General features: G+C 67.6%; 20 protein-coding genes. 6 read left to right on the top strand and 14 right to left on the bottom strand.

Annotated elements, in window-relative coordinates; genetic code table 11:
• Window position 1: 1 nt before the first annotated feature.
• From HA630_RS15250 to bfr, 3 genes are all read right to left on the bottom strand, one after another.
• Window positions 2-2260 (bottom strand): TonB-dependent siderophore receptor, encoded by a 2259-nt coding sequence (locus HA630_RS15250; RefSeq protein ID WP_243855479.1) that lies wholly within the window; start codon window positions 2258-2260, stop codon window positions 2-4.
• Window positions 2261-2427: 167 nt separating this feature from the next.
• Entirely contained in the window at window positions 2428-2643 is a 216-nt protein-coding gene (locus HA630_RS15245) for a bacterioferritin-associated ferredoxin (protein ID WP_166835772.1), read from the bottom strand.
• Between the two features lie 119 nt (window positions 2644-2762).
• Window positions 2763-3239: a bacterioferritin gene (gene bfr, locus HA630_RS15240; RefSeq protein WP_166835771.1), complete on the bottom strand. Its 477-nt coding sequence runs from the start codon at window positions 3237-3239 to the stop codon at window positions 2763-2765.
• A 207-nt stretch (window positions 3240-3446) separates the two neighbouring features.
• Here bfr and ahpC point away from each other — a divergent pair, with 207 nt between their 5' ends.
• Together ahpC and ahpF are read left to right on the top strand one after the other, a co-directional pair.
• On the top strand, window positions 3447-4010 hold the full coding sequence (gene ahpC / locus HA630_RS15235; RefSeq protein ID WP_166835769.1) for an alkyl hydroperoxide reductase subunit C: 564 nt from the start codon (window positions 3447-3449) through the stop codon (window positions 4008-4010).
• A gap of 206 nt (window positions 4011-4216) precedes the next feature.
• Window positions 4217-5800 carry an alkyl hydroperoxide reductase subunit F gene (gene ahpF / locus HA630_RS15230; protein WP_166835768.1) on the top strand — a complete coding sequence of 528 codons (1584 nt, stop codon included), beginning with the start codon at window positions 4217-4219 and terminating at the stop codon, window positions 5798-5800.
• A 95-nt stretch (window positions 5801-5895) separates the two neighbouring features.
• Here the strand turns inward: ahpF and bamC are convergent, their stop codons facing one another.
• From bamC to HA630_RS15205, 5 genes are read right to left on the bottom strand one after another with little or no spacing between them, the layout of a single operon-like run.
• Window positions 5896-7014: an outer membrane protein assembly factor BamC gene (gene bamC, locus HA630_RS15225; RefSeq protein WP_166835766.1), complete on the bottom strand. Its 1119-nt coding sequence runs from the start codon at window positions 7012-7014 to the stop codon at window positions 5896-5898.
• Window positions 7015-7055: 41 nt separating this feature from the next.
• Window positions 7056-7940 carry a 4-hydroxy-tetrahydrodipicolinate synthase gene (dapA, locus tag HA630_RS15220; RefSeq protein ID WP_166835765.1) on the bottom strand — a complete coding sequence of 295 codons (885 nt, stop codon included), beginning with the start codon at window positions 7938-7940 and terminating at the stop codon, window positions 7056-7058.
• Between the two features lie 46 nt (window positions 7941-7986).
• Window positions 7987-8571: a bifunctional 2-polyprenyl-6-hydroxyphenol methylase/3-demethylubiquinol 3-O-methyltransferase UbiG gene (locus HA630_RS15215; RefSeq protein ID WP_208300101.1), complete on the bottom strand. Its 585-nt coding sequence runs from the start codon at window positions 8569-8571 to the stop codon at window positions 7987-7989.
• Window positions 8572-8736 (bottom strand): hypothetical protein, encoded by a 165-nt coding sequence (locus tag HA630_RS15210; protein WP_166835747.1) that lies wholly within the window; start codon window positions 8734-8736, stop codon window positions 8572-8574.
• Window positions 8733-9989: an MFS transporter gene (locus HA630_RS15205; RefSeq protein ID WP_166835763.1), complete on the bottom strand. Its 1257-nt coding sequence runs from the start codon at window positions 9987-9989 to the stop codon at window positions 8733-8735. Before HA630_RS15205 ends, HA630_RS15210 begins: the two co-directional genes overlap by 4 nt.
• A 74-nt stretch (window positions 9990-10063) precedes the next feature.
• Here HA630_RS15205 and HA630_RS15200 point away from each other — a divergent pair, with 74 nt between their 5' ends.
• Window positions 10064-12049, top strand: coding sequence for a DNA topoisomerase IV subunit B (locus tag HA630_RS15200; protein WP_166835762.1), 1986 nt, complete (start codon window positions 10064-10066; stop codon window positions 12047-12049).
• 69 nt (window positions 12050-12118) lie between these two features.
• Window positions 12119-13552, top strand: coding sequence for a hypothetical protein (locus tag HA630_RS15195; RefSeq protein WP_166835761.1), 1434 nt, complete (start codon window positions 12119-12121; stop codon window positions 13550-13552).
• A 22-nt stretch (window positions 13553-13574) separates the two neighbouring features.
• On the opposite strand, the gene HA630_RS15190 is transcribed toward HA630_RS15195, so the two are convergent.
• Window positions 13575-13967: a VOC family protein gene (locus tag HA630_RS15190; RefSeq protein WP_166835759.1), complete on the bottom strand. Its 393-nt coding sequence runs from the start codon at window positions 13965-13967 to the stop codon at window positions 13575-13577.
• A 127-nt stretch (window positions 13968-14094) separates the two neighbouring features.
• On the opposite strand from HA630_RS15190, the gene parC reads away from it, so the two are divergent.
• Complete coding sequence (gene parC, locus HA630_RS15185; RefSeq protein ID WP_166835758.1) at window positions 14095-16521, top strand: DNA topoisomerase IV subunit A; 2427 nt, start codon at window positions 14095-14097, stop codon at window positions 16519-16521.
• 46 nt (window positions 16522-16567) lie between these two features.
• The gene (locus HA630_RS15180) at window positions 16568-17638 is read left to right on the top strand and encodes an amidohydrolase family protein (protein ID WP_166835757.1); all 1071 of its coding nucleotides are present in this window, start codon (window positions 16568-16570) and stop codon (window positions 17636-17638) included.
• Between the two features lie 39 nt (window positions 17639-17677).
• Here the strand turns inward: HA630_RS15180 and HA630_RS15175 are convergent, their stop codons facing one another.
• From HA630_RS15175 to HA630_RS15155, 5 genes are all read right to left on the bottom strand, one after another.
• Window positions 17678-18880 carry an ammonium transporter gene (locus HA630_RS15175; RefSeq protein WP_166835755.1) on the bottom strand — a complete coding sequence of 401 codons (1203 nt, stop codon included), beginning with the start codon at window positions 18878-18880 and terminating at the stop codon, window positions 17678-17680.
• Window positions 18881-19010: 130 nt separating this feature from the next.
• The gene (locus tag HA630_RS15170) at window positions 19011-19481 is read right to left on the bottom strand and encodes a RidA family protein (RefSeq protein ID WP_166835754.1); all 471 of its coding nucleotides are present in this window, start codon (window positions 19479-19481) and stop codon (window positions 19011-19013) included.
• A gap of 123 nt (window positions 19482-19604) precedes the next feature.
• Entirely contained in the window at window positions 19605-20510 is a 906-nt protein-coding gene (locus HA630_RS15165; RefSeq protein WP_166835752.1) for a transglutaminase family protein, read from the bottom strand.
• Between the two features lie 5 nt (window positions 20511-20515).
• A complete protein-coding gene (locus HA630_RS15160; RefSeq protein ID WP_166835750.1) occupies window positions 20516-23086 on the bottom strand; it encodes a circularly permuted type 2 ATP-grasp protein in 2571 nt (856 codons plus the stop codon).
• 28 nt (window positions 23087-23114) lie between these two features.
• A partial coding sequence (locus tag HA630_RS15155) for a transglutaminase family protein (protein ID WP_166835749.1) occupies window positions 23115-23504 on the bottom strand: 390 nt, incomplete at its 5' end.

Below are 23504 nucleotides of genomic sequence, written 5' to 3'. Positions count from 1 at the left end.
GTCAGAACAGGTGTTTCAGCGACACCTGCACCGCCCGCGCCGCGCCGGGGGCGTAGAAGCCGCGGTACAGCGAATCGGCGTAGAGCTTGTCGGTCAGGTTGGTGACGTTGAGCTTGACGCTGGTGTGTTCGTTGACGGTGTATTCGGCCATCGCGTCCACCGTGGTGAAGGCCTGGGCCACCAGCGTGCGGTTGCCTTCGGGGCTTTGTTTGCCGCGGTGGTTCAGGCCCAGACCCAGGCGCCACAGGGGCGCCACCCGGTAGGTGGTCCACAGGCTGGCGCTGTGCTTGGGGGTGAGTGCCGGGCGGTCCCCTTCGCGCTGGGCGTTGCCAGTGGTGGTGCCGTTGTCGATCTTCGCGGTCGGAATCCAGGTGTGGTTGTAAAACAGTTCCCACTTTGGTGTCAGGCGGCCGGCAAAGTTGAATTCCATGCCGGTGGCGTGGCGCTTGCCCGACAGGAGGTAAGAGTCTGCCGTCGGCTCGTCGGTGTTGCGTTCGTTGTACTTTTCCGAATGGAACAGGGCCACACCCAGCGTGGCTTTCTGATCAAACACCTCGAACTTTCCCCCGATTTCGAAGTTGCGGCTTTTCTCTGGCGGGGTATTGGCGATGCGCTGGTTGGTGGAAATGGCGCCGGTGGTGGCGTTGGGCACGAAGGCGCCCAGGGCAAATTGGTAGGTATCGCCCGAGGTGTTGTACGACGTGCCCACCGAGGCATAGTAGGACTGGCGCTCGTTGGGCTGGTAGAGCACACCGAAACGCGGGCTGAGCAGGGTGTCGCTGATTTCGAAGCGCCCTTCGGGGTTGCTGCCGTTGGCCGGGGCGCGGTACGCGCTCTTGAAGTGGTCCAGCCGCAAGCCGGCGATGAGCTTGACCCGCTCGTTGAGCGCCATCGTGTCCTGCGCATAGACGCCCAGGTTCTGGGTCTTGAAGGTGTTGAGCACCAGGGGGGGGCGCCCATTGGGGTTGACGGCGCCGTCGTTGGGCGTGCCCACGGTGGTGGTCAGGCCACTGGCCGCTTCGGCATAGCTGTTGTTGCGTTGGGCGTCTTCGAGGCTCAGGTCGACGCCGGCGATCAGCTCGTGCTTGATCCCGGCGGCCTCGAACCGGGTGCTGAGGTCGCTTTGGAGTTGGGTGAAGTCGCTGAAGCCAATCCGCCCTTTGGGGGTTCGCGTGATGGGGGTGCTGCTGTTGTAGGGGTTGGACAGGTTGGTGGCGGCTCCGTTGGTCTGGCCAAACCGCACCACACTGGCCACCAGGTCTCGTTCGTAACTGCCATGGCGCAGGGTGGTTTTCAACTGGGTGTCGGCGCCAAAGCGGTGGATGTGGCCAAGCGTGGCGTAAGTGCTCTGGGTTTTCAGGTAGTCACTGGCCAGGCCGTAGTAGTTCTTCGCCGGCAGGGTGGGAATGATGACGCCGTCGCTGGTGTACCACGGGTGGTTGTAGAGCGGGGTGCCGTCGGTATCCAGGTGGTACAGGCCAACCGAAAATTCGTCTCGCAGGCCGATGCCCCAGCGGTAGGTGGGCGCAATCCCTTGTTTGTGGACCGTGGCGCCGTGGTGGTCGGCGTCGTGGGCCAGTGCGTTGATGCGCAGGGCCGCGTCCGGACCGGTCTGGAGGTTGAAGTCGCCTGTCACGCGCACTTCCCGGCCCGAGCCGAGGGTCACGTCGATTTCGTGCTGGTCCATCAGGAAGGGCTGCTTGCTGACCTGGTTCACCACCCCCCCGGTCGAGCCTTTGCCGAACAGCATGGAGGCCGAGCCTTTCAGGATTTCGATGCGGTCCTGGTTGAAGGTGTCGCGCTCGATCAAGGGGGCGTCGCGCAGGCCATCGACGTAAATGTCACCCGCCTGGCCCAGCGAGAACCCGCGCAGCCGAATGTCCTCTTCACCGGTTTCCCCAGCCATGAACGTGACGCCCGCGGTGGTCTTGAGCACTTCGCGGAAATCGTCCAGGTTGCGGTCGTCCAACAGCCGCTCGGTCATCACCGTGACGGTTTGCGGGATGTCGCGCAGGGCCTGTTTGCCTTTGCCGATGGTGGACTCGGTGGCGCGCAGGGTGTTTTTGGCTTTCACCTCCTCGGGCTCGGCCTGCTCTTTCACCGTCACGGTGGACAGGGTGGCTTCGGCCGTGGGGGCGGTTTGGGCCAGTGCGTTGAGCGAGCCGGCCAGCAACATGGCGCCCAAGGGGAGCAGGGCGGCTTTGGCGGTAGACGGGCTGGGTGCGGCGGATTGCGGGGCCAGACCCGGCGTGTGGGGCATGTGTGTCATGGAAAGCAGCGGGAGCGGGTTGTTGGCTGGCTGACCACGGCGGGCGTGTGCTGGCTGGCTGGTGTGGGGATTGTATATCAAATGCAAATCGTTCGCGTTCGCATAATGTATTTGGGCGCAAAAAAACCGACCCAGGGTCGGTGCGGGGTGGCCGGGGTTCAGCCGCGGGTGTGGCTGGGGGCCGTGGCCCGCATCAGGTGCGCCAGGCGACCGCTGGGCTGGCACTCGGCCCAGATCTGTCGGGCCGAGGGTTCGCACTTGCCGCACTGGGTGGCCACACCGTGTTCGAGCTGGAGTTCGTCAAACCCTGCCCCCTGCTGGGCGCAGCGGGCAATGGTTTTGTCACTCACGCGGTGGCAGACGCAGACGATCATTCGGGCACTCCGTGTTGGTGTGCGAATGATAATGCTTCGCATTAAGTTACACAAGCGCAAACCTGTGCCAGGCACAAAAAAGGGCGCCGCAGCGCCCTGAGTGGATCAGGCCGCACGGTTCACTCGATTTCGCCCATGATGCTTTGCTGGTAGTTCTGCAGGCCGACCTTCTCGATCAGCTCCAACTGGGTTTCCAGGAAATCGATGTGCTCCTCGGTGTCGTCCAGGATTTTGAGCAGCAGGTCGCGCGACACGTAATCGCGCGCGGCTTCGCAGTGGGCCACGCCTTCCTTGATGGTGGCCTGCGCCCCGCGTTCCAGCGCCAGGTCGGCCGTCAGCATCTCGGGCACATCCTCGCCGATGTGGAGCTTGCCCAGGTCCTGCAGGTTGGGCAGGCCGTCGAGCATGAAGATGCGGTCCATCAGCCAGTCGGCGTGCTTCATCTCGCCGATGGACTCCTCGTATTCCTTCTTGGCCAGCTTGTCCAGTCCCCAGTGCTTGAGCATGCGGTAGTGCACAAAGTACTGGTTGATGGCGGTCAGTTCGTTCTTGAGCTGCGCTTGCAGGTGGAAGATGACTTGGGCGTCGCCTTTCATGGGAGCTCCTGGTAAGTGGACAGTCGAGCACCCAGTGTAGTGCGAGAATAGGGTGCGACCCAACAGACCCGCCCCTCATGGCCCGCGGTGACGGCAAAAGCTATGGGGTGGATTGAAACTATTAATAATAAAAACCGATTGCTTTGAGCTATCATTCAAGGGTTTTCACGGATCGTCGCATCCCCTCTTTCAACCTAAGGAATCTCCATGTCCCTGATCAACACCGCCGTTCAGCCGTTCAAAACCCAAGCTTTCCACAACGGCAAGTTCATCGAAGTCACCGAGCAAAGCCTGAAGGGCAAGTGGTCTGTGCTGATTTTCATGCCGGCCGCCTTCACTTTCAACTGCCCGACCGAAGTGGAAGACGCCGCCGACAACTACGCTGAGTTCCAGAAGATCGGTGCCGAGGTCTACATCGTGACCACCGACACCCACTTCAGCCACAAGGTGTGGCACGAAACCTCCCCCGCCGTGGGCAAGGCCCAGTTCCCGCTGGTGGGTGACCCGACCCACGCCCTGACCAACGCCTTCGGCGTGCACATCCCCGAAGAAGGCCTGGCCCTGCGCGGCACCTTCGTGATCAACCCGGACGGCGTGATCAAGACCGCTGAAGTGCACAGCAATGAAATCGCCCGCGATGTGAAAGAAACCCTGCGCAAGCTGAAGGCCGCTCAGTACACCGCCGCCAACCCGGGCCAGGTCTGCCCGGCCAAGTGGAACGAAGGCGCCAAGACCATCGCTCCCTCGCTGGACCTGGTCGGCAAGATCTGATCCCGCGCCGTTCTTGCAACGGCCCGCCAGAGTCACAAGGGTGCTGCCGTCGGTGGCACCCTTTTTTTCTGCTGCGGTGCAGCTCATGGTTTTTACCTATTTATAGCTTTTAAATAATATATTCTTAAGTCAATAGTTTCAAACTAAAATTTGATCCAGACGCCGGTGCAGCCTGCGCCGCCATTTTTCAGCCACAAGGAAGCCCCATGCTCGACGACACCCTCAAAGCCCAATTGCAAGCCTACCTGCAACGCGTGACCCAGCCGTTCGAGCTGGTCGCTTCCCTGGACGACTCGGCGAGCGCCCAGGAAATGAAGGCGCTGCTGGAGACCATCGCTGGCCTGTCCGACCAGATCACCGTGCGCACCGACGGCAACGACGCGCGCAAGCCCTCGTTCAGCCTGCAGCGCACCGGTACCGACATGAGCCTGCGTTTCGCCGCCATTCCGCTGGGCCACGAGTTCACCTCGCTGGTGCTGGCGCTGCTCTGGACCGGTGGCCATCCGCCCAAGGTGGCGCCCGAGGTGATCGAGCAGATCAAGGGCCTGGACGGCGACTACCGGTTCGAGGTCTACATGTCCTTGAGCTGCCACAACTGCCCGGACGTGGTGCAGGCGCTGAGCCTGATGGCGGTGCTGAACCCCAAGGTGAAGACGGTGGTGATCGACGGCGCGCTCTACCAGCAAGAAGTGACCGAGCGCGAGGTGATGGCCGTGCCCATGGTCTACCTGAACGGCCAGGTGTTCGGCTCGGGCCGCATGCTGATCGAAGAAATCGTGGCCAAGCTGGACACGACATCGGCCGAGAAAGAGGCCGCCAAGCTGAGCGCCAAAGACGCCTTCGACGTGCTGATGGTGGGCGGTGGCCCGGCCGGTGCGGCGGCGGCGGTGTACGCGGCGCGCAAGGGCATCCGCACCGGGGTGGTGGCCGAGCGCTTCGGCGGCCAGACCAACGACACCATGGCCATTGAGAACTACATTTCGGTGCTGGAGACGGATGGCCCCAAGTTCGCCGCGGCGCTGGAAGCCCAGGTCCGCCACTACGAGGTGGACATCATGAACCTGCAGCAGGCGGCCAAGATCGTGCCGGCCGCGCAAGAGGGGGGCCTGATCGAGGTGCACCTGGCCAATGGCGGCGTGCTCAAGTCGCGCAGCGTGGTGCTGTCCACCGGCGCGCGCTGGCGCAACGTGAACGTGCCCGGCGAGCAGGAATACAAGAACAAAGGCGTGGCCTATTGCCCGCACTGCGACGGCCCGTTGTTCAAGGGCAAGCGCACGGCGGTGATCGGCGGGGGCAACTCCGGCGTGGAAGCGGCCATCGACTTGGCCGGCATCGTGGCCCATGTGACGCTGATCGAGTTCGCCGACCAGCTCAAGGCCGACGCGGTGCTGGTGAGCAAGCTCAAGAGCCTGCCCAACGTGACCATCGTCACCAACGCGCAAACCACCGAAATCACCGGCGACGGCGGCAAGGTCAACGGCATCCGCTACAAAGACCGCGTCAGCGGTGTCGAGCACCACGTGGCGCTGGAAGGCATCTTCGTGCAGATCGGTCTGGTGCCCAACACCGAGTGGCTCAAGGGCACGGTCGAGCTGAGCCGGTTTGGCGAGATCGTGGTGGACGCCAAGGGCCACACCAACGTGCCGGGTGTGTTTGCCGCGGGCGACTGCACCACGGTGCCGTACAAGCAGATCGTGATCGCCGCGGGCGAGGGTGCCAAGGCCGCGCTGAGCGCCTTCGATTACCTGATCCGCACCCCGGCGCCGGTGGCAGAGGCGGTGGCCGCCTGACGCGGCGCGACGCCGACCCGGGCCACCGGGTGGGCGTCAAGCGCCCAAAAAAATGCCGGGCAGCGCCCGGCATTTTGGTGTCCGAGGGTGTCGGCTTATTTCAGGTCGTCGGCGATGAGCTGCACGATGCGCTGCGCGGTGGCCGAGCGGTCGGGCTGACCGCCGGCATCCAGCACCGACACCGTGCTTTGGGCGTCGCTGCTGCGCACCGCGATGCGGTAGCGCGCCGGGGTGGCTTCCTTCTTGGGGGTGCTGGTGAACAGGCGGCCGAAGAAGCCCGGCTCCTTGGTGGTCTGGGTTTCGTCGGGGGCCACGTAACGCACGAAGTACACGCCTTGCGAGCGGTCGCGGTCTTCCACGGTGAAGCCGGTGCGGTCCAGCGCCAGGCCGACGCGGCGCCAGGCGCGGTCGAAGCCTTCCTCGATCTGCACCACCGGCTGGTTGTTCAGGGTGGTCACGCGCGACGAGGGCTGCACCGCGCCCGCGGCCAGCAGCGCCTGAGACTGTTCCTGGGTCACACCCAGCTTGACCATCATGCGGCGCAGGAATTCGGCTTCGAGCTCCACGTCGGCCGGGCGCGGCTGCCACACGGTGGAGTCCTTGCGCTCGTTGCTGTAGACCTCGACCATGCCGCGGTGGCTGATGAAGATTTCGGTGCCGCCCGCGCTGTTGCGCTCCAGGCGGGTGCGGAACTTGTCGCGTTCGCCGGTGGAATACAGGCTGTCAAACACCTTGCCCAGGGTGGAACGGATGATGTCTTGCGGCAGCTTGGCGCGGTTTTCGGCCCAGTCGGTTTCCATCAGGCCCAGGTTTTCCTGGTCCAGCGCCAGCAGGAAACCGTTTTCCTGCCAGAAGTCGCGCACCGGCCCCCAGAGCTGGTCGGCCGGGCGGTCCACAACCAGCCAGCGCTGGCTGCCGGCGCGTTCGATGCGCACATCGCCCAACGTGGCGGCGGCCGTGGGCACGCGCTGGCTGGGTTGGGCCACTTGGTAGCCACTGGCGGTGACCACGTTGCCCGGCACCGCGTAGCGCGACTCGCGCGTCAGCTGGCTCAGGTCGGGCGGCACCTCCAGGGTGCTGACCTGTTTGGCGCTCTTGTAGTCGATCTTGTCTTCTTGCAGCACCGAGCAGGCGCTGGCCAGGCCGGCGGCCACGGCCACGGTGGTCCAGCGGAGCAGGCGTTGGCGGCTGTCGGTGTGGGAGGGTGTGTTCATGGGGCCGTGTGTCGGGGGTGGATGGGGAGGGCGGTGGCGGCTCAGAGCAGGCCAGCGGCTTGCAGGGCCTGTTCCACAAGGGCTTCGTTACCGGCGGTCAGGCGGGTCATGGGCAGGCGCAGGGCATGGCCGCAGCGGCCCATGCGGGCCAGCGCCCATTTGACCGGGATGGGGTTGGCTTCGACGAAGAGGTGCTTGTGCACCGGCATCAGCCGCATCTGGATGGCCATGGCGGTTTTTACGTCGCCGGCCATGGCGGCCACGCACAGCTCGTGCATCAGCCGGGGGGCGACGTTGGCGGTCACGCTCACGTTGCCCTGGCCGCCGCACAGCATCAGGGCCACGGCGGTCGGGTCGTCGCCGGAATACACGGCAAAGTGCTCGGGCGTTTCGCGGATCAGCCACTGCGCACGTTCGATGTTGCCGGTGGCTTCCTTGATGCCGACGATGCCGGGCACCTGGGCCAGGCGCAGCACGGTGTCGTGGGCCATGTCGGCCACGGTGCGGCCGGGCACGTTGTACAGCACCACGGGCAGGTCGCCGGTGGCTTCGGCGATGGCCTTGAAATGCTGGTACTGGCCCTCTTGCGTGGGCTTGTTGTAGTAAGGCACCACCTGCAGTTGGCAGTCGGCGCCCACCTTTTTGGCGAAGCGGGCCAGTTCGATGGCCTCGGCGGTGGAATTGGCGCCGCAGCCGGCCATGATGGGCTTGCGGCCGGCGGCCTGCTCGACGGCCACGCGGATGATCTCGCAATGCTCCTCCACGCTCACCGTGGGCGACTCGCCGGTGGTGCCGACGACGCCGATGCAGTCGGTGCCCTCGGCGATGTGCCAGTCGATCAGCTTGCGCAAGGTGGGGTAGTCCACGCTGCCATCTTCGTGCATGGGGGTGACCAGGGCCACGATGCTGCCGGTGATCGGATTCATAGGTGCGGAGTGAAGTCGGGTTGAGGCAATAAGACCAACACGCATTCTACCCAGCGGCGCGCAGGGTGTAGCGGGGCGGGGCGTCGGCGGGGGCCGGCGCTTCGTTCACCGCCACGGTGCGCTGCACGAAGCGGTCGGGGTCGGGCAGGAAACCGTCCTCGTAGGCCACGGTGCGCAGGCCGGCGCACAGGCGCAGCAGCTCGCCGGGCTGCAGCAGAAAGTCCGGCCGCGACGGCTTGCCAACCGTGGCGTTGCCGTGCGCAAAGGTTTCGTAGATGAGCACGCCACCCGGCGCCAGGCTGGCCAGAATGTGCGGCCACACGGGGCGCCAGAGGTAGTGGGTCACCACCACCGCATCGAAGGTCTGGCCGGCCAGGGGCCAGGGGCCGTTTTCCACGTCGGCCGCCACGGTGCGCACCAGCGGGGCCAAGTCGGCCAGCGTGGCCAGGGCGGCGGTGTCGCGGTCCACGGCGGTGACGTGGCAACCTTGGCGCACCAGCCAGCGGCTGTGGCGGCCGTGGCCGCAGGCCAGGTCCAGCGCGCGCGGGCCGCCGGGGCGCTGGTCGGGCACCAGGTGCGCCCAGCGGCGCACCCAGTCGGAAGGGGGCAGGGAGGTGTGCGACGGGGTCATTCAGAAGCAGGACCAGAGTTTGTCGGCCAGGTCAACCATGAAGTCGGGGTGGGTGTAAACGCTGAAAATGCCCAGCAGCACGGCCAGTGCCAGCACCCAGGCGGTGCGGCGCAGCCAGACCGCCCAACGGTCCTGGCGGGCCAGGTAGGCGGGCGAGGGTGTCATGCGGCGGCCCCGCCCACCCGTTGCGGGCCGCGCTGGATCGGCGCTTCGCGCACCGGCCAGTTCACCACGGCGGCGAACACGCCGAGCGCGATCGAGATATACCAGACGATGTCGTAGCTGCCGGTGCGGTCGTACAGCAGACCGCCCAGCCACACGCCCATGAAGCTGCCCACCTGGTGGCTGAAGAACACAAAGCCGCCCAGCATGGACAGGTGCGCCACCCCGAAAATCTGCGCCACGATGGCGTTGGTCGGCGGGATGGTGGACAGCCACAGCAGCCCCATGGCGGCCGCGAACACATAGACGCTCCAGGGCGTGAGCGGCGCCAGCAGGAACACGGTGATGGCGACCGAGCGCATCAGGTAAATGAAGGCCAGGATCTTGCGCTTGGCCAGGCGCTGGCCCAGCACGCCGGCGGCGTAGGTGCCGAACACGTTGAACAGGCCGATGAGGGCCAGCGCGTAGCTGGCCACCTGGGGCGACAGGCCGTGGTCCTTGAGGTAGCTGGGCATGTGCACCCCGATGAACACCACCTGGAAGCCGCAGACGAAGTAGCCCGCCATCAGCAGCTGGAAGCTGCGGTAGCCAAAGGCCTCGCGCACGGCCTGCCCAATGGTTTGCTGGCGCACCGCGCCCGGGCCGGCCGCGCCGGTGGCGGGTTCGCGCAAGCCGGTGGCCAGCGGCACCACCAGCAGCACCGCCACGCCCAGCACCAGCAGCGCCTGCTGCCAGCCGAACTGGGCGATGAGGAAGCCTTCGACCGGCACCATCAGGAACTGGCCGAAGGAGCCGGCCGCCGCCGCCATGCCCATGGCCCAGGAACGGCGCTCGGCCGGAATCTGCCGCCCCAGAATGCCGTAGATGACGGCGTAGGTGGTGCCGGCCTGGGCCGCGCCGATCAGCACCCCGGTGGTCAGGGTGAACAGCAGTGTGGTGCTGGACCAGGCCATGCCCGCCAGGCCCAAGGCGTAGAGCACGGCACCGCCCATCAACACCCGGTAGCCGCCGAAGCGGTCGGCCAGCATGCCGGCAAAAATGCCGAACAGGCCCCACGACAGGTTTTGCACCGCCATGGCGAAGGCGAAGTTCTCGCGGGTCCAGCCCAGGTCCTGGGTGATGGGTTGCAGCCACAGGCCAAAGCCGTGGCGGATGCCCATGGACAGGGTGACGATGGCCGCGCCGCAGGCCAGCACCTGCAGGGCCGAGAGTGTTTGCGGGGCCGAGGTGGCCGCGCCGGGAGACGGGGTAGACATCCCGCGACTGTAGCGAATTTGTGCCGCGCCTGCCTGTCGCGCGGGTGGCCGCACGCTCTCTACAATCCCCGGCCATGGCAGACACCAACGCTTCCCCCACCGCCGGTACCGCGTACGGCGAAGGCTCCATCCGTGTGCTCAAAGGGCTGGAGCCCGTCAAGCAGCGGCCGGGCATGTACACCCGCACCGACAACCCGCTGCACATCGTGCAGGAGGTGCTGGACAACGCCGCCGACGAGGCCCTGGCCGGCTTCGGCAAAAAGATCAAGGTGACGCTGCACGACGATGCTTCGGTGAGCGTGGAGGACGACGGCCGCGGCATCCCGCACGGCCTCCACCCCGAAGAAAACGCCCCCGTGCTGGAACTGGTGTTCACCCGCCTGCACGCGGGCGGCAAGTTCGACAAGGGCAAGGGCGGGGCCTACAGTTTCTCGGGCGGCCTGCACGGCGTGGGCGTGAGCGTGACCAACGCCCTGGCCACCCGGCTGGAGGTGAGCAGCCACCGCGACGGCCACCTGGCCCGCCTGGCGTTTGCGGCCGGCGACGTGGTCGAGCCCCTGAGCCGCCGCCCGCTGGAGGCCGGCGAGCGCAAGCAGGGCACCAGCGTGCGCGTCTGGCCCGACGCGAAATACTTTGAGTCGGCCGCGTTGCCCGCGAACGAGCTGGTGCACCTGCTGCGCAGCAAGGCGGTGCTGATGCCGGGCGTGAGCGTGACCCTGGTGAACGAAAAAACCAAGGACACGCAAACCTGGCAATACAAGGGTGGCCTGCGCGACTACCTGCAGCAAACCCTGAGCGGCGAGCCAGTGATTCCGCTGTTCGAGGGCGAAGGCTACGCCGACGCCGGCCACGACAGCTTCGCCGAAGGCGAGGGCGCGGCCTGGGCCGTGGCCTTCACCGAAGACGGTGCGCCGGTGCGCGAAAGCTACGTCAACCTGATTCCCACCCCCGCCGGTGGCACCCACGACAGCGGCCTGCGCGACGGCCTGTTCCAGGCCGTGAAAAGCTTCATCGAACTGCACGCGCTGCTGCCCAAGGGCGTGAAGCTGATGCCCGAGGACGTGTTCGCCCGTGCCAGCTACGTGTTGAGCGCCAAGGTGCTGGACCCGCAGTTTCAGGGCCAGATCAAGGAGCGGCTGAACTCGCGCGACGCGGTGCGGCTGGTGAGCGGTTTCGTGCGCCCGGCGCTGGAGCTCTGGCTGAATCAGCATGTGGACTACGGCCGCAAGCTGGCGGAACTGGCCATCAAGGCCGCGCAGACGCGCCAGCGCGCCGGCCAGAAGGTGGAAAAACGCAAGGGCAGTGGCGTGGCGGTGTTGCCGGGCAAGCTGACCGATTGCGAAAGCCGCGACATCGCCCACAACGAGCTGTTCCTGGTGGAAGGCGACAGCGCCGGCGGCAGCGCCAAAATGGGCCGCGACAAGGAATGCCAGGCCATCCTGCCGCTGCGCGGCAAGGTCCTCAACACCTGGGAGGTGGAGCGCGACCGCCTGTTTGCCAACACCGAAATCCACGACATCTCGGTCGCCGTGGGCGTGGACCCGCACGGCCCCGACGACACGCCCGACCTGAGCGGGCTGCGCTACGGCAAGGTGTGCATTTTGAGTGACGCGGACGTGGACGGCTCACACATCCAGGTGCTGCTGCTGACGCTGTTCTTCCGCCACTTTCCCAAGCTGATCGAGGCCGGGCACGTGTACGTGGCGCGCCCGCCGCTGTTCCGGGTGGACGTGCCGGCGCGCGGCAAAAAGCCCGCCACCAAGGCCTACGCGTTGGACGAGGGCGAGCTGACGGCGATTCTGGACAAATGCGCCAAGGACGGCGTGCTGCGCGAGAAGTGTCAGATCAGCCGCTTCAAGGGCCTGGGCGAAATGAACGCCGAACAGCTGTGGGACACCACCCTCAACCCCGACACCCGCCGCCTGCTGCCGGTGCAGCTGGGCGACCTGGACTTTGCCGCCACCGAAGCGCGCATCACCCAACTGATGGGCAAGGGCGAAGCCGCCGCCCGCCGCGAGCTGATGGAGCGGCACGGCGACGAGGTGGACATCGACGTATAGGCGGTTGACGGGGTCCCATGGCTGTGTCATAAATGCCATATTCAAGCTTGGAGGGCACAGATGAACCCTATGCCTTGGACCCGATGCGTGGTGACTGGACTGGCCTGGGGTTGCCTGGGTTGGGCCCAGGCCGTTGAGCGGGTGCAGCCCGGTGACGCCACCCTGTCCTGCACGGCGCTGGCCGCAGAGCAGTCGCGCCTGGCCGAACTGGTCCGGGCTGGAAGCGGGGAGAAGTCCGCCGGCACGGCCGCGGCTGGGGTGGCCGCGAACGTGGGCGGACAACTGGCCGTCGGCCAGGCCGCCAGCGGCATGTTGGGCGCTCTGGGCGGCTTCGCCAGCCGGCTGGCCGGGGTGGCGGCCCAAGGCGCGGTCGAGAAACAGCTGGGTCCCGACGAGGCCACCCGACAGACCGGTGTCCTGGCGGCCGAGCGCCAGGCCTTTCTGTCGCAATTGGCCCAGGCCAAGCGCTGCGACACGCCCGGCGCCGAGGGGGTCCTGTCGCCGGAAGCCTTCCAATCGCTGGTGGAGGGCAAAGGGTCGGGCACCTTCGCGGTTGCGGCCCTGACGCCGGATGCCGTGCGGGCCTTGCCCGCCGCCGAGATCCAGCCGCTGCCGGCCGACCACCTCCTCACAGGCAAAATCGACGTGGCCGACAAAACCCTCCACCTGAGCGAGTTTCGGGTGCTGTTCGATGTCGGGGGCGAAGTCACCGGTGGCACGCGGGCCGGTTACCTGTTCGGCACCAACTACGGCAACTCCCGGGTCACGGTCACCTACCGGGTGCCACAGGTAGACGTGGCGGCTTACCAGGCCATCACCGACCGCGCGCTGGAGGATTTCAAGTCCCGCCTGGCGGCCGCCGGCTTGAGGGTGGTGTACACCCCGCCCGAAGGCGGTGGCGTGTACGAACCCACCGAAACGGCCAGCCTGCCCGGGGCGCCGGTGTTCACCAGCCAGTCCTACGGCTACGGCAAGCGGCAGTTGCTGGTGATGGCGCCCACGGGGATGAAGACGATTTCGCGCGGCATCGCGGGCATCGGCGCCGGTCACATTGGCCGGCGCATCGACTGGAGCAAAAAAGGCTGGGACGGGATGTCGGTCACCCACGTGGTCAACATCGCCGAGATGGAGTCGTCCGGGAGCCGTTCTTCGATTCTGAGCCGCGAGGCGTCGGCCGATGCGTCGGCGAGGTTGTCGGTCGGGCACGCACCGGGCGAATACGTGGTCCAGATGCACGTGGGGGGTGGCCTGCTGCACATGAAAGAGGGCGTGGTCGTGCCCGGTGAATTTGCCCAGTGGCGCACCGTCAAGACCTACGACAGCCGCAAAGACATGGCCATGGTGGCCCTGGGCGCCCTGCGCAACAGCATGGGGCAGGCACAGGACACCCTGGTGCGGGTCGAGAAAGAGGTGGACCTCAACGGCCCGGTCATGGCCCGCCTGGCCCTGCAAGGCATGGCCACGGTGAACCAGGCCATCGCCAGCCGTCTCCAGGCACGCTGACCCGCGCCGGCCCGCCCGGTGCTTACTGGGGGCGGTGCAGGGCGCAGAGCTTGTGGCCGTCCGGGTCGCGCACGTAGGCCAGGTACAGCGCGCCGGCCGCGGTCTCGCGCAGGCCGGGGGGCGCTTCGATGGACGTGCCGCCGTGGGCCACGGCCACGTCGTGGAAGCGCTGGACCTGTTCGGGCGAGACGCAGCGGAAGCCAATGGTGGCCCCGTTCGCGCAAGAGGCGGCTTCGCCGTTGATGGGTTGCGACACACCGAAGCTGCTGCCGTCGTGCCGGTAGAACAGGCGCAGGTGGCCGGTGGAGGCCGCGTTGCGCAAGGCCGGGCCGGCGCCCAGCACGCCCAGCACGGCGTCGTAGAAGCGTTGCGAGCGGTCGATGTCGTTGGTGCCGACCATCACGTGACTGAACATGGGGTGTCTCCTGAAGGGGGTAAAAGACCGGCCAGCCGTGGGCTGGCTGCCGCCCACGATTCTGCCCTGCCGCGCGGCCTGTGTCTGGCACCGGTTTGACAGGGTCTGCACTCATGGACAATAAGGCATGAGCTCCGATTTGCTGACCCCGCCCGACCTTCCGTCCGCCGCGCCGGCGGGCGACCCCGACAGCCTCGCCGCCTACGCCCAGCGCGCCTACCTGGAATACGCCCTCAGCGTGGTCAAAGGCCGCGCCCTGCCCGACGTCTGCGACGGCCAGAAGCCGGTGCAACGGCGCATTCTGTACGCCATGCAGCGCATGGGCCTGGGCTACAGCGGCCCCAACAGCAACACCCCGGCCAAGCCGGTGAAAAGCGCCCGTGTGGTGGGCGACGTGCTGGGCCGCTACCACCCCCACGGCGACAGCGCCGCCTACGAGGCCCTGGTGCGCATGGCCCAAGACTTCGCGCTGCGCTACCCGCTGATCGACGGCCAGGGCAACTTCGGCAGCCGCGACGGCGACGGCGCCGCCGCCATGCGCTACACCGAGGCGCGGCTGACCAAAATTTCCACCCTGCTGCTGGACGAAATCGACCAGGGCACGGTGGACTTTGTGCCCAACTACGACGGCAGCACCGAAGAGCCGCGCCAGTTGCCGGCGCGCCTGCCTTTTGCGCTGCTGAACGGCGCCAGCGGCATCGCGGTGGGCATGGCCACCGAAATGCCCAGCCACAACCTGCGCGAGGTGGCCGACGCCTGCGTGGCCCTGGTCAAAAACCCGGCCCTGGGCGACGCCGAGCTGTTCGAGCGGATTCCCGGCCCCGATTACCCCGGCGGCGGCCAGATCATCAGCCCCGCCAGCGAGGTGCAAGCCGCCTACCGCAGCGGCCGCGGCAGCCTGAAAGTACGCGCGCGCTGGAAGATCGAGGACCTGGCGCGCGGCCAGTGGCAGTTGGTGGTGACCGAGCTGCCCCCCAGCGTCAGCAGTCAGAAGGTGCTGGAGGAGATCGAGGAGCTGACCAACCCCAAGGTCAAAACCGGCAAGAAGGCGCTGACGCAGGAGCAGACCCAGCTCAAAGCCAGCCTGCTGGCGGTGCTGGACGGCGTGCGCGACGAGTCCAGCAAGGACGCGCCGGTGCGCCTGGTGTTCGAGCCGAAAAGCAGCCGCATCGAACAGCAGGAGTTGATCACCGCGCTGTTGGCGCACACCAGCCTGGAAACCTCGGCGCCCATCAACCTGACGATGGTGGGCCTGGACGGCAAGCCGGTGCAAAAGACCCTGCGCCAGATGCTGACCGAGTGGATCGAATTCCGCCAGGGCACCATCACCCGCCGTTCGCAACACCGCCTGAACAAGGTGCTGGACCGCATCCACATCCTGGAAGGGCGGCAGTTGGTGCTGCTCAACATCGACGAGGTGATCGCCATCATCCGCGCCAGCGACGAGCCCAAGGCCGCGCTGATGGCGCGCTTCGCCTTGAGCGAGCGCCAGGCCGAGGACATCTTGGAGATCCGCCTGCGCCAGTTGGCGCGGCTGGAAGCGATCAAGATCGAGCAGGAATTGAAGGAACTGCGCGAGGAACAGGGCAAGCTGGAAGACATCCTGGCCAACCCGGCCAGCCTGCGCCGGCTGATGGTCAAGGAAATCGAGGCCGACGCCAAGGCCTTTGGTGACGAGCGCCGCACACTGATCCAGGCCGAGAAGAAGGCCGTGGCCGAGATCAAGGTGGTGGACGAGCCGGTGACGGTGGTGGTGTCGGCCAAGGGCTGGGTGCGCGCCCGCACCGGCCACGGGCACGATGCCGGGGGGTTCGCTTTCAAGGCCGGGGACGGTCTGTACGGCACGTTTGAGTGCCGCACAGTGGACACGTTGATCGTGTTCGGCAACAACGGCCGCGTCTACAGCGTGCCGGTGGCCAGCCTGCCCGGGGCGCGCGGCGACGGCCAGCCCATCACGACCCTGATCGACCTGGAAGCGGGCACGCAGCCGGTGCATTTCTTTGCCGGGCCGGCGGGCGCCACCTTGCTGCTGAGCGGCTCGGGCGGTTACGGCTTTTTGGCCACGGTGGACGACCTGGTGAGCCGCCAGAAGGCCGGCAAAGCGTTTGTGGCGCTGAACGCCGGCGAAACCCTGTGCGCCCCGGCGCTGGCCAGCGGCGGCCTGGTGCTGCGCCTGGCCGCACCCGACGGTGCGGTGGTGGCCCCGCCTGCTGCACCTGAAGGCGGTGAAGCACAGTCGGCGCTGGCCCCGGCCACGCACGTGTGCTGCGTGTCCACGGGCGGGCGCATCCTGACCTTTGAATTGAGCGAGCTGAAGCGTCAGCCCAAGGGCGGCCGTGGCCTGATGCTGATGGGTTTGGACGGCCCCGATACCCTGGCCGGTGCGGTGGCCTACACCCGCAGCGTGCGCATCGACGGGGTGGGGCGCGGTGGCAAACTGCGCGAAGAAACGCTGGAAATCCGCAGCCTGAACAACGCCCGCGCCGCCCGAGGGCGCAAGGGCAAGGACGCGAGCTTCGGCTTCAAGCCGGGCCGGGTCTGGCGCTGGGTGTGAGCGTGTGCAACAGGCCCCGCACCTGGGCCGAACGAAGGGGATGACGATGTTCCGACGGAGCGTGTGGGCGTGTGCGGTGTGGGCCCTGTGTGCGCTGGGCCACGGCGCGGCGGCGCAAGGAACGCCAGGGGTGCCGATGGTGGACACCCACAACCACTTCCAGGCCGGCAAAGACCGCAATTTTGTCGCGGGCCTGAAAGCCGCGTTGCGCGAGATGGACCGGGTCGGTATCGCCCGCATGTTGCTGATGCCACCGCCTTTGCCCCAGGAGCAGGGGCCGATGTACCACGACATCGAGGACCTGCAGTTCGCGCTGAAAGACGCTCCGGGCCGGGTCGCCTTGCTCGTGGGCAGCTCCCTGAATGTGATGATCCACAGCGTCGCGCCGCAAGACGTGACCGAGGCGGTGAAAGCCCGTTTTGCGGCCAGGGTGAAGGCCATCCTCGACCAAGGTGCGGTGGGCTTGGGCGAAATCGCCATCCACCACGTGTCCATTCCCGCCATGGGGTCGCAGCACGCCTACGAGTTCGTCCCGGCCGACCACCCGCTGATGTTGCTGATGGCCGATCTGGCGGCAGAGCGCGGCGTGCCGATCGACCTGCACATGGACCTGGTGCCCGAGGACATGCCCCTGCCCGCGGCGTTGCGGCCCAATCCGCTCAACCCAGACACCTTGCCCGCCAACGCCGAGGCTTTCAAGCGATTGTTGCGGCACAACCCGAAAACGCGTTTCGTGTGGTCTCACGTGGGGTTCGAGCCCTTGTTGACGCGCCAGCCTCAGCGCGTGCGCGAGTGGCTGAAGGCGTTTCCCAACCTGTACATGAGTTTCCGCCTGAACCGCGGCCACGCCCACCCGGCCGCCGCCCTGGGGCCGGATGGCCAGCTCAAACCGGCGTGGATGGCGCTGGTGACGGAGTTTGCCGACCGTTTCCTGCTGGGCAGCGACTCGTTCTACGACCGCGACGGCGTGGCACGGGGTGGGTTGGAGCCCGGCTCCAACCAGGGGCTGCGCGCCTTGCGCAACTTCATCGATGCGCTGCCACTGCCGGTGGCCCAGGCCGTGGCGCACGGCAACGCGATCCGGTTGTACCAACTGCCCCCGCTGACGGTCCCTTGATGGGCGTGCTGGGCCCCAGGCTGGGGCCCAGCGTGCGCGTCACCAGTTCGATTCGCGCTCTGGCGTGGCGCGGATGCGGTGCAGCGACAGGTCGGCGCCTTCATACTCTTCTTCCTGGCTCAGGCGCAGACCGACGGTGGCTTTGAGCAAGCCGTACACCGCAAAGCCGCAGGCCAGGGCCCAGGCCACGCCCAGGCCCGTACCCAGCAACTGGGCACCGAAACTGACGCCACCCAGGCCGCCCAGCGCCTGCTGGCCGAAAATGCCGGCCGCGATGCCGCCCCAGGCGCCGCACAGGCCGTGCAGCGGCCACACGCCCAGCACGTCGTCGATCTTCCATTTGGTCTGGGTCAGGGTGAACAGGGTCACGAACAGTGCGCCCGCCACCGCACCCACCACCAGCGCGCCCAAGGGGTGCATCAGGTCGGAGCCGGCGCACACCGCCACCAGCCCGGCCAGTGGGCCGTTGTGCACGAAGCCGGGGTCGTTCTTGCCCGCCACCACGGCGGCCAGCGTGCCGCCGACCATGGCCATCAGCGAGTTCACCGCGACCAGGCCCGAGATCTTGTCCACGGTCTGCGCGCTCATCACGTTGAAGCCGAACCAGCCGACGATCAGGATCCACGAGCCCAATGCCAGGAAGGGGATGTTGGAGGGCGGGTGGCCGCTGACCGCGCCGTCCTTGCGGTAGCGGTTGGAGCGGGCGCCCAGCAGCACCACCCCCCCCAGGGCCAGCCAGCCGCCCACGGCGTGCACCACCACCGAGCCGGCGAAGTCGTGGAAGGCGGCGCCGGTGAGGGACTGGATCCAGTCCTGCACACCGAAGTGGCCGTTCCAGACGATGCCCTCGAAAAATGGGTAAACGAAACCGACGATGACCGCGGTGGCGATGAGCTGCGGCCAGAACTTGGAGCGCTCGGCGATGCCACCCGAGATGATGGCCGGGATGGCGGCGGCGAAGGTCAGCAGGAAGAAGAACTTGACCAGTTCGTAGCCGTTCTTGTGGGCCAGGGCCTCGGCGCCGGTAAAAAAGTGGGTGCCGTAGGCCACGCCGTAGCCGACAGCGAAGTACACCACGGTGGACACAGAGAAGTCCACCAGGATTTTGACCAGGGCGTTGACCTGGTTCTTCTGGCGGACCGTGCCCAGTTCCAGAAACGCGAAACCGGCGTGCATGGCCAAGACCATGATGCCGCCCAGAAGGATGAAAAGGGCGTTGACGCCCTGAGTTGGTGCTTCCATGCTTGTCTTTTGTGCGCGAGGTACTTTTTTGATGCATGCCCGGGTCGCGATACCCGGGGCACCAAAGACAAGCAGGAAGCGCGCCAATCTGATGCGTGATGCACCAAATGTGGCAGATCTTCTCCCGATGTCAGGCCAACTCGGCCATCAGCTCGATTTCCACGCAGGCGCCCAGGGGCAGTTGCGCCACGCCGAATGCACTGCGGGCGTGCGCACCGACCTGCGGGCCAAAGACCTGGCCCAACAGTTCGGAGCAGCCATTGGTGACCAGGTGCTGTTCGGTGTAGCTGCTGGTGGAGTTGACCAGGCTGAGCACCTTGACGATGCGCTTGACGCCGTTGAGGTCGGTGCCGGCCGCCACGCAGGCAGCGTGCAGCGTGCCCATCAGGTCCACGGCCACGGCGCGGGCGGCGGCCTGGGCCTCGGCGGTGGTCATGGTCAGGCCGACCTGGCCGACCCAGGGCTTGCCGTCCTGCTTGGCGATGTGGCCGCTGAGCAGCACCAGCTGGCCGGTTTGCACGAAGGGCACGTAGGCGGCGGCGGGCACGGCCACGGGGGGCAGTTCGATGTTCAGGGACTTGAGGGTGTCGTAAACGCTCACGCGGGTTCTCCAGAAAAGGGAGCGGCCCGATGGGGCCGCGGTCGACGCATTCTATGCAGTGGGCCAGGCGTGCGAAGCGGCATCCGCCGAATTCGTGCGCCGGCTGCAGCGGTGATGCCGCCGTCAGGCGTCGGCGGTCAGGGCGCTGAACTCGGCTTCCGGTGCCACGGTGACGGCCACCTTCAGCGCGTGGCTGCCGCCGCCCTGGATCACGCCGCGCAGCGGCGACACGTCGCCGAAGTCGCGCCCCAGGGCCAGCGTCACGTAGTCTTCGCCAGGGCGTTCCACCCCGCTGCGGTGGTTGGTGGGGTCGAAGTCGTGCCAGGCGCCGCCAAACGGCACCGACACCCAGGCGTGCGAGGCGTCGGCGCCGACCAGCCGGGGCTGGCCCGGGGGCGGCTGGGTCAGCAGGTAGCCGCTGACGTAGCGCGCCGGCAGGCCTAGGCTGCGCAGGCAGCCGATCATGATGTGCGCAAAGTCCTGGCACACGCCCTTGCGCTGGGCCAGCGCCTCCAGCACCGGGGTGTGCACGTCGGTGCTGGCGGTTTCGTAGGTGAAGTCTTCGTGGATGCGGGCCATCAGGGCCTGGCAGGCGTCCAGGAACGGCCGCTGCGGGCCGAACACGGGGCGGGCGTAGTCGGCCAGCTGTTCGTGCCGCGCAATGTAGGGCGAGGGGAAGACGTATTCGCTGGCCGGCTCGTACGGCGCGCCGGCGTGGTACTGCAGCCGTTCGCGCACGGCGGGCCATGGGTCGCTGTCGGGCAGGGGCTCGGGGGCGGTGGTCTCGACCACGCTGTCGGCGGTCACGTCCAGCGCGCCGTGCGGGCTTTGCAGCGCGAAAAAGGTGCGCCAGTTGCCGAAGGCGTCGGTGCGGTCTTCGCGTTGCACCGGGTCGGGGGCCACCGTGAGTTGGTGCGACAACACCCGCTGCCCGGGCAGTTCGCGCGGCCGCAGGTGGGCCATGTGCTGGGCCAGCACCACCTGGCTGTGGTAGTGGTAATGGGTGTGGTGGCGGACGTGCAGCAGCATGGCGTTCAGGTGACGATGCTGCGGTTGACCCGGTCGGCGTGGCTGAAGTAGGCGTGGCCCAGCCGGTCCGACAGCTCGTGCGCGGCCTGGCTGCAGGACTGCAGCAGTTCCAGCAGCCCCAGGTAGGTGGTTTGCTGGCTGGCCGGGCCGGCCAGGGCGCCGCTGAGCGCGATCAGGTCCCAGGCGCCGGGGTCGGGCAGGTGCTGCTGCAGGGCACTGGCGGGCTGGCCATTGGCCTCGGGCAGTTTGGCCACACGGCTGCGCAGGGTGGACAACACCCAGGCCAGGGAGCGTGGGTTGTCGCGATGCGTCACCAGCATGTCGAGCAGGGCCACCAGGTCGCGGCGCTGCTGGTAGTGGGCGTGGAAGGTGATGGTGCTGTCGAACAGCGCGAGCAGGGCCTCGTAGCCGCTGTCCTCGAAGGCGGCGCCGGTTTCCAGCGCCGTGGCCAGGGCGTGGGCCAGGGTGCTCAGGCGTTCGATGTGGCGGCCGATGCTGAGCATGCGCCAGCCGTCGTCGCGCATCATGCGGTCGGTCTGCGCACCGGTGATGCCGGCCAGCCATTCGCTGGCTTCTTCCAGCGCTTCCAGCGCCTCCTGGCTGGCGTAGTCGGCGTCGGCGCTCAGGCTTTGGTGCTGGGCGGCGAACTCGCTCTCCACCCGCTCGATCAGGTTGCGCTGTTCCTGCGACAGGCGTTCGCGCACGTTGCCGGCGGCCTGGCGCAGGCTGCGCAGGTTGTGGCCCACGCTGTGGGCGCCGGAGTCGGCCCCCAACTGGGCGATGAGGGAGCGCTCGAACACCCGCGGCGCCTGTTGGGCGTTGGGCACGTCGGCCAGCACCAAGCCGTTGTACTTGGCGCAGGCCGACAGCCAGGCCAGCAGTTCGGGCGAGCCCTGTTCCTCGCCCTGCAGGCAGCGCAGGGTGACGCGGGCCAGCCGCACCGCGTTGTCGGCGCGTTCGGTGTAGCGGCCCAGCCAGAACAGGTTTTCGGCGGAGCGGCTGGTGATGGGGCGCTTTTGCAGCGCCACGCTCAGGGTGCTGGGCGCGCAGTGCAGCAGGCTGGTGCGGTCGACCTCGCCGTGGGTCAGCACCCAGCAGTCGGCGCTGCTGCCGCCGCGCTGCATGGAGGCGATCTGCTGCCCGCGCGGCGCCAGGCGCACCATGCCACCGGGCAGCACCCGCCAGGACTGCGGCCCGTCGGCCAGCGCGAACACGCGCAGCATGGCCGGGCGCGGCGCGATGTCGCCGCCGCGCCAGGTCGGGTTTTGCGACAGCGGCAGGTAGGCCTGCAGGGTGTGCTCGTCGGGCTGGCGCACGATGCGGCCGGTGAGCTGGTCGATGCCCGAGGGCGTCAGGCTGGGGCCGATGACCGCTTCGCTGCCCGGGCGCGGGTAGGTGCTCTTGACCACCCCGTGTTTGAGCATGGGCAGCGCGCCTTGCAGGCTGGCGGCTTCGCCGCACCACCAGGTGGCCAGCGAGGGCAGGGCCAGCGGTTCGCCCAACAAATGCCGGCTGATGGCGGGCAGGAAGCCCAGCATGGCGCTGGATTCGAGCGGCGCCGAGCCCGGCGCGTTGGCCAGCAGCAGGTGGCCGGCGCGCACCGCCTGCATCAGCCCGGGCACGCCCAGGGCCGAGTCGGCACGCAGCTCCAGCGGGTCCAGCCACTGGTCGTCCAGCCGCTTGATCAGCACGTCCACCGGCTCCAGGCCCTGCAGGGTCTTGAGGAACAGGCGCTGGTCGCGCACCGTCAGGTCGCTGCCTTCAACCAGGTTCAGGCCCAGGTAGCGCGCCAGGTAGGCGTGCTCAAAATAGGTCTCGTTGTACGGCCCCGGGGTCAGCAGCGCGATCCTCGCCTGGCTGCCGTTGGGGGCCAGGCGGGTCAGCCCCTGCATCAGCGCCTTGTAGCTGGCGGCCAGCCGCTGCACCCGCATGTCGGCAAACGCCTTGGGGAACTGGCGCCCGATGGCGATGCGGTTTTCCAGCAGGTAGCCCAGCCCCGACGGCGCCTGGGTGCGGTGCGAGACCACCCACCAGCGCCCGTCCGGGCCGTGGGCCAGGTCGAAGGCGGCGATGTGCAGCCAGGTGTCGCCGGCGGGGCGCACGCCGTCCATGGCGCGCAGGTAGCCCGGGTGGCCCTGCACCAGGGCGGTGGGCAGCAGGGCTTTGCGCAACAGGTCACGCGGGCCGTAGATGTCGGCCATGATGGCGTTGAGCAGCCGCGTGCGCTGCAGCACCCCGGCTTCGATGCGGGCCCAATCTTCCGGGCTGACGATCATCGGGAACAGGTCCAGCGACCAGGGGCGTTGCTGGCTGTGCTCGTCGGCGTAGACGTTGTAGGTCACGCCGTTGTCGCGCAGTTGCTGGTCCAGGCTCTGCTGGCGGCGGTTGAGGTCGCCAAAGCCCTCGAAACCCAGGTGGTCGAAAAACTGCGACCAGTGCGGGGCCAGCCCACGGGCCGGGCCCTCGCCGGGGCGCAGTTCGTCGAAATGCCCGGCCGGCACCGACAGGGCGAGCGAAGCCGCCAGGGCGGCCGCGCTGGTGTCGTCGGTGGGCTGGGGGCTGGGGCGTTCGGTCACTGGGGTGGAGTATGCCGAAAACCCGTCCTCACTGCCTCAGGTCCAACGTGAAGGGGAACTCGCGGCTGGGTTGTGCCGGCTGCGCCAGCACCGTCCCCGGGGTGTGGCCCATCTGGAAGAAGCGCGCCAGGCGCCGGCTTTCGGCCTCGTAGGCGTTGACGGGGAAGGTGTCGTAGTTGCGCCCGCCCGGGTGCGCCACGTGGTACTGGCAGCCGCCCAGCGACCGTTTCATCCAGGTGTCCACGATGTCGAAGGTCAGCGGCGCGTGCACGCCGATGCTGGGGTGCAGCGACGACGGCGGGTTCCAGGCCTTGTAGCGCACGCTGGCCACATAGTCGCCCACGGTGCCGGTGTTGTGCAGCGGCAGGGTGCGGCCGTTGACGGTGATGAGGTAGCGGCTGTCGTTGTAGCCGCTGAC

This window comes from Aquabacterium sp. A08, from assembly GCF_011742065.1.
The sequence above is the reverse complement of the archived record's forward strand: the minus strand, read 5'-3'. Positions and strand labels throughout refer to the sequence as shown.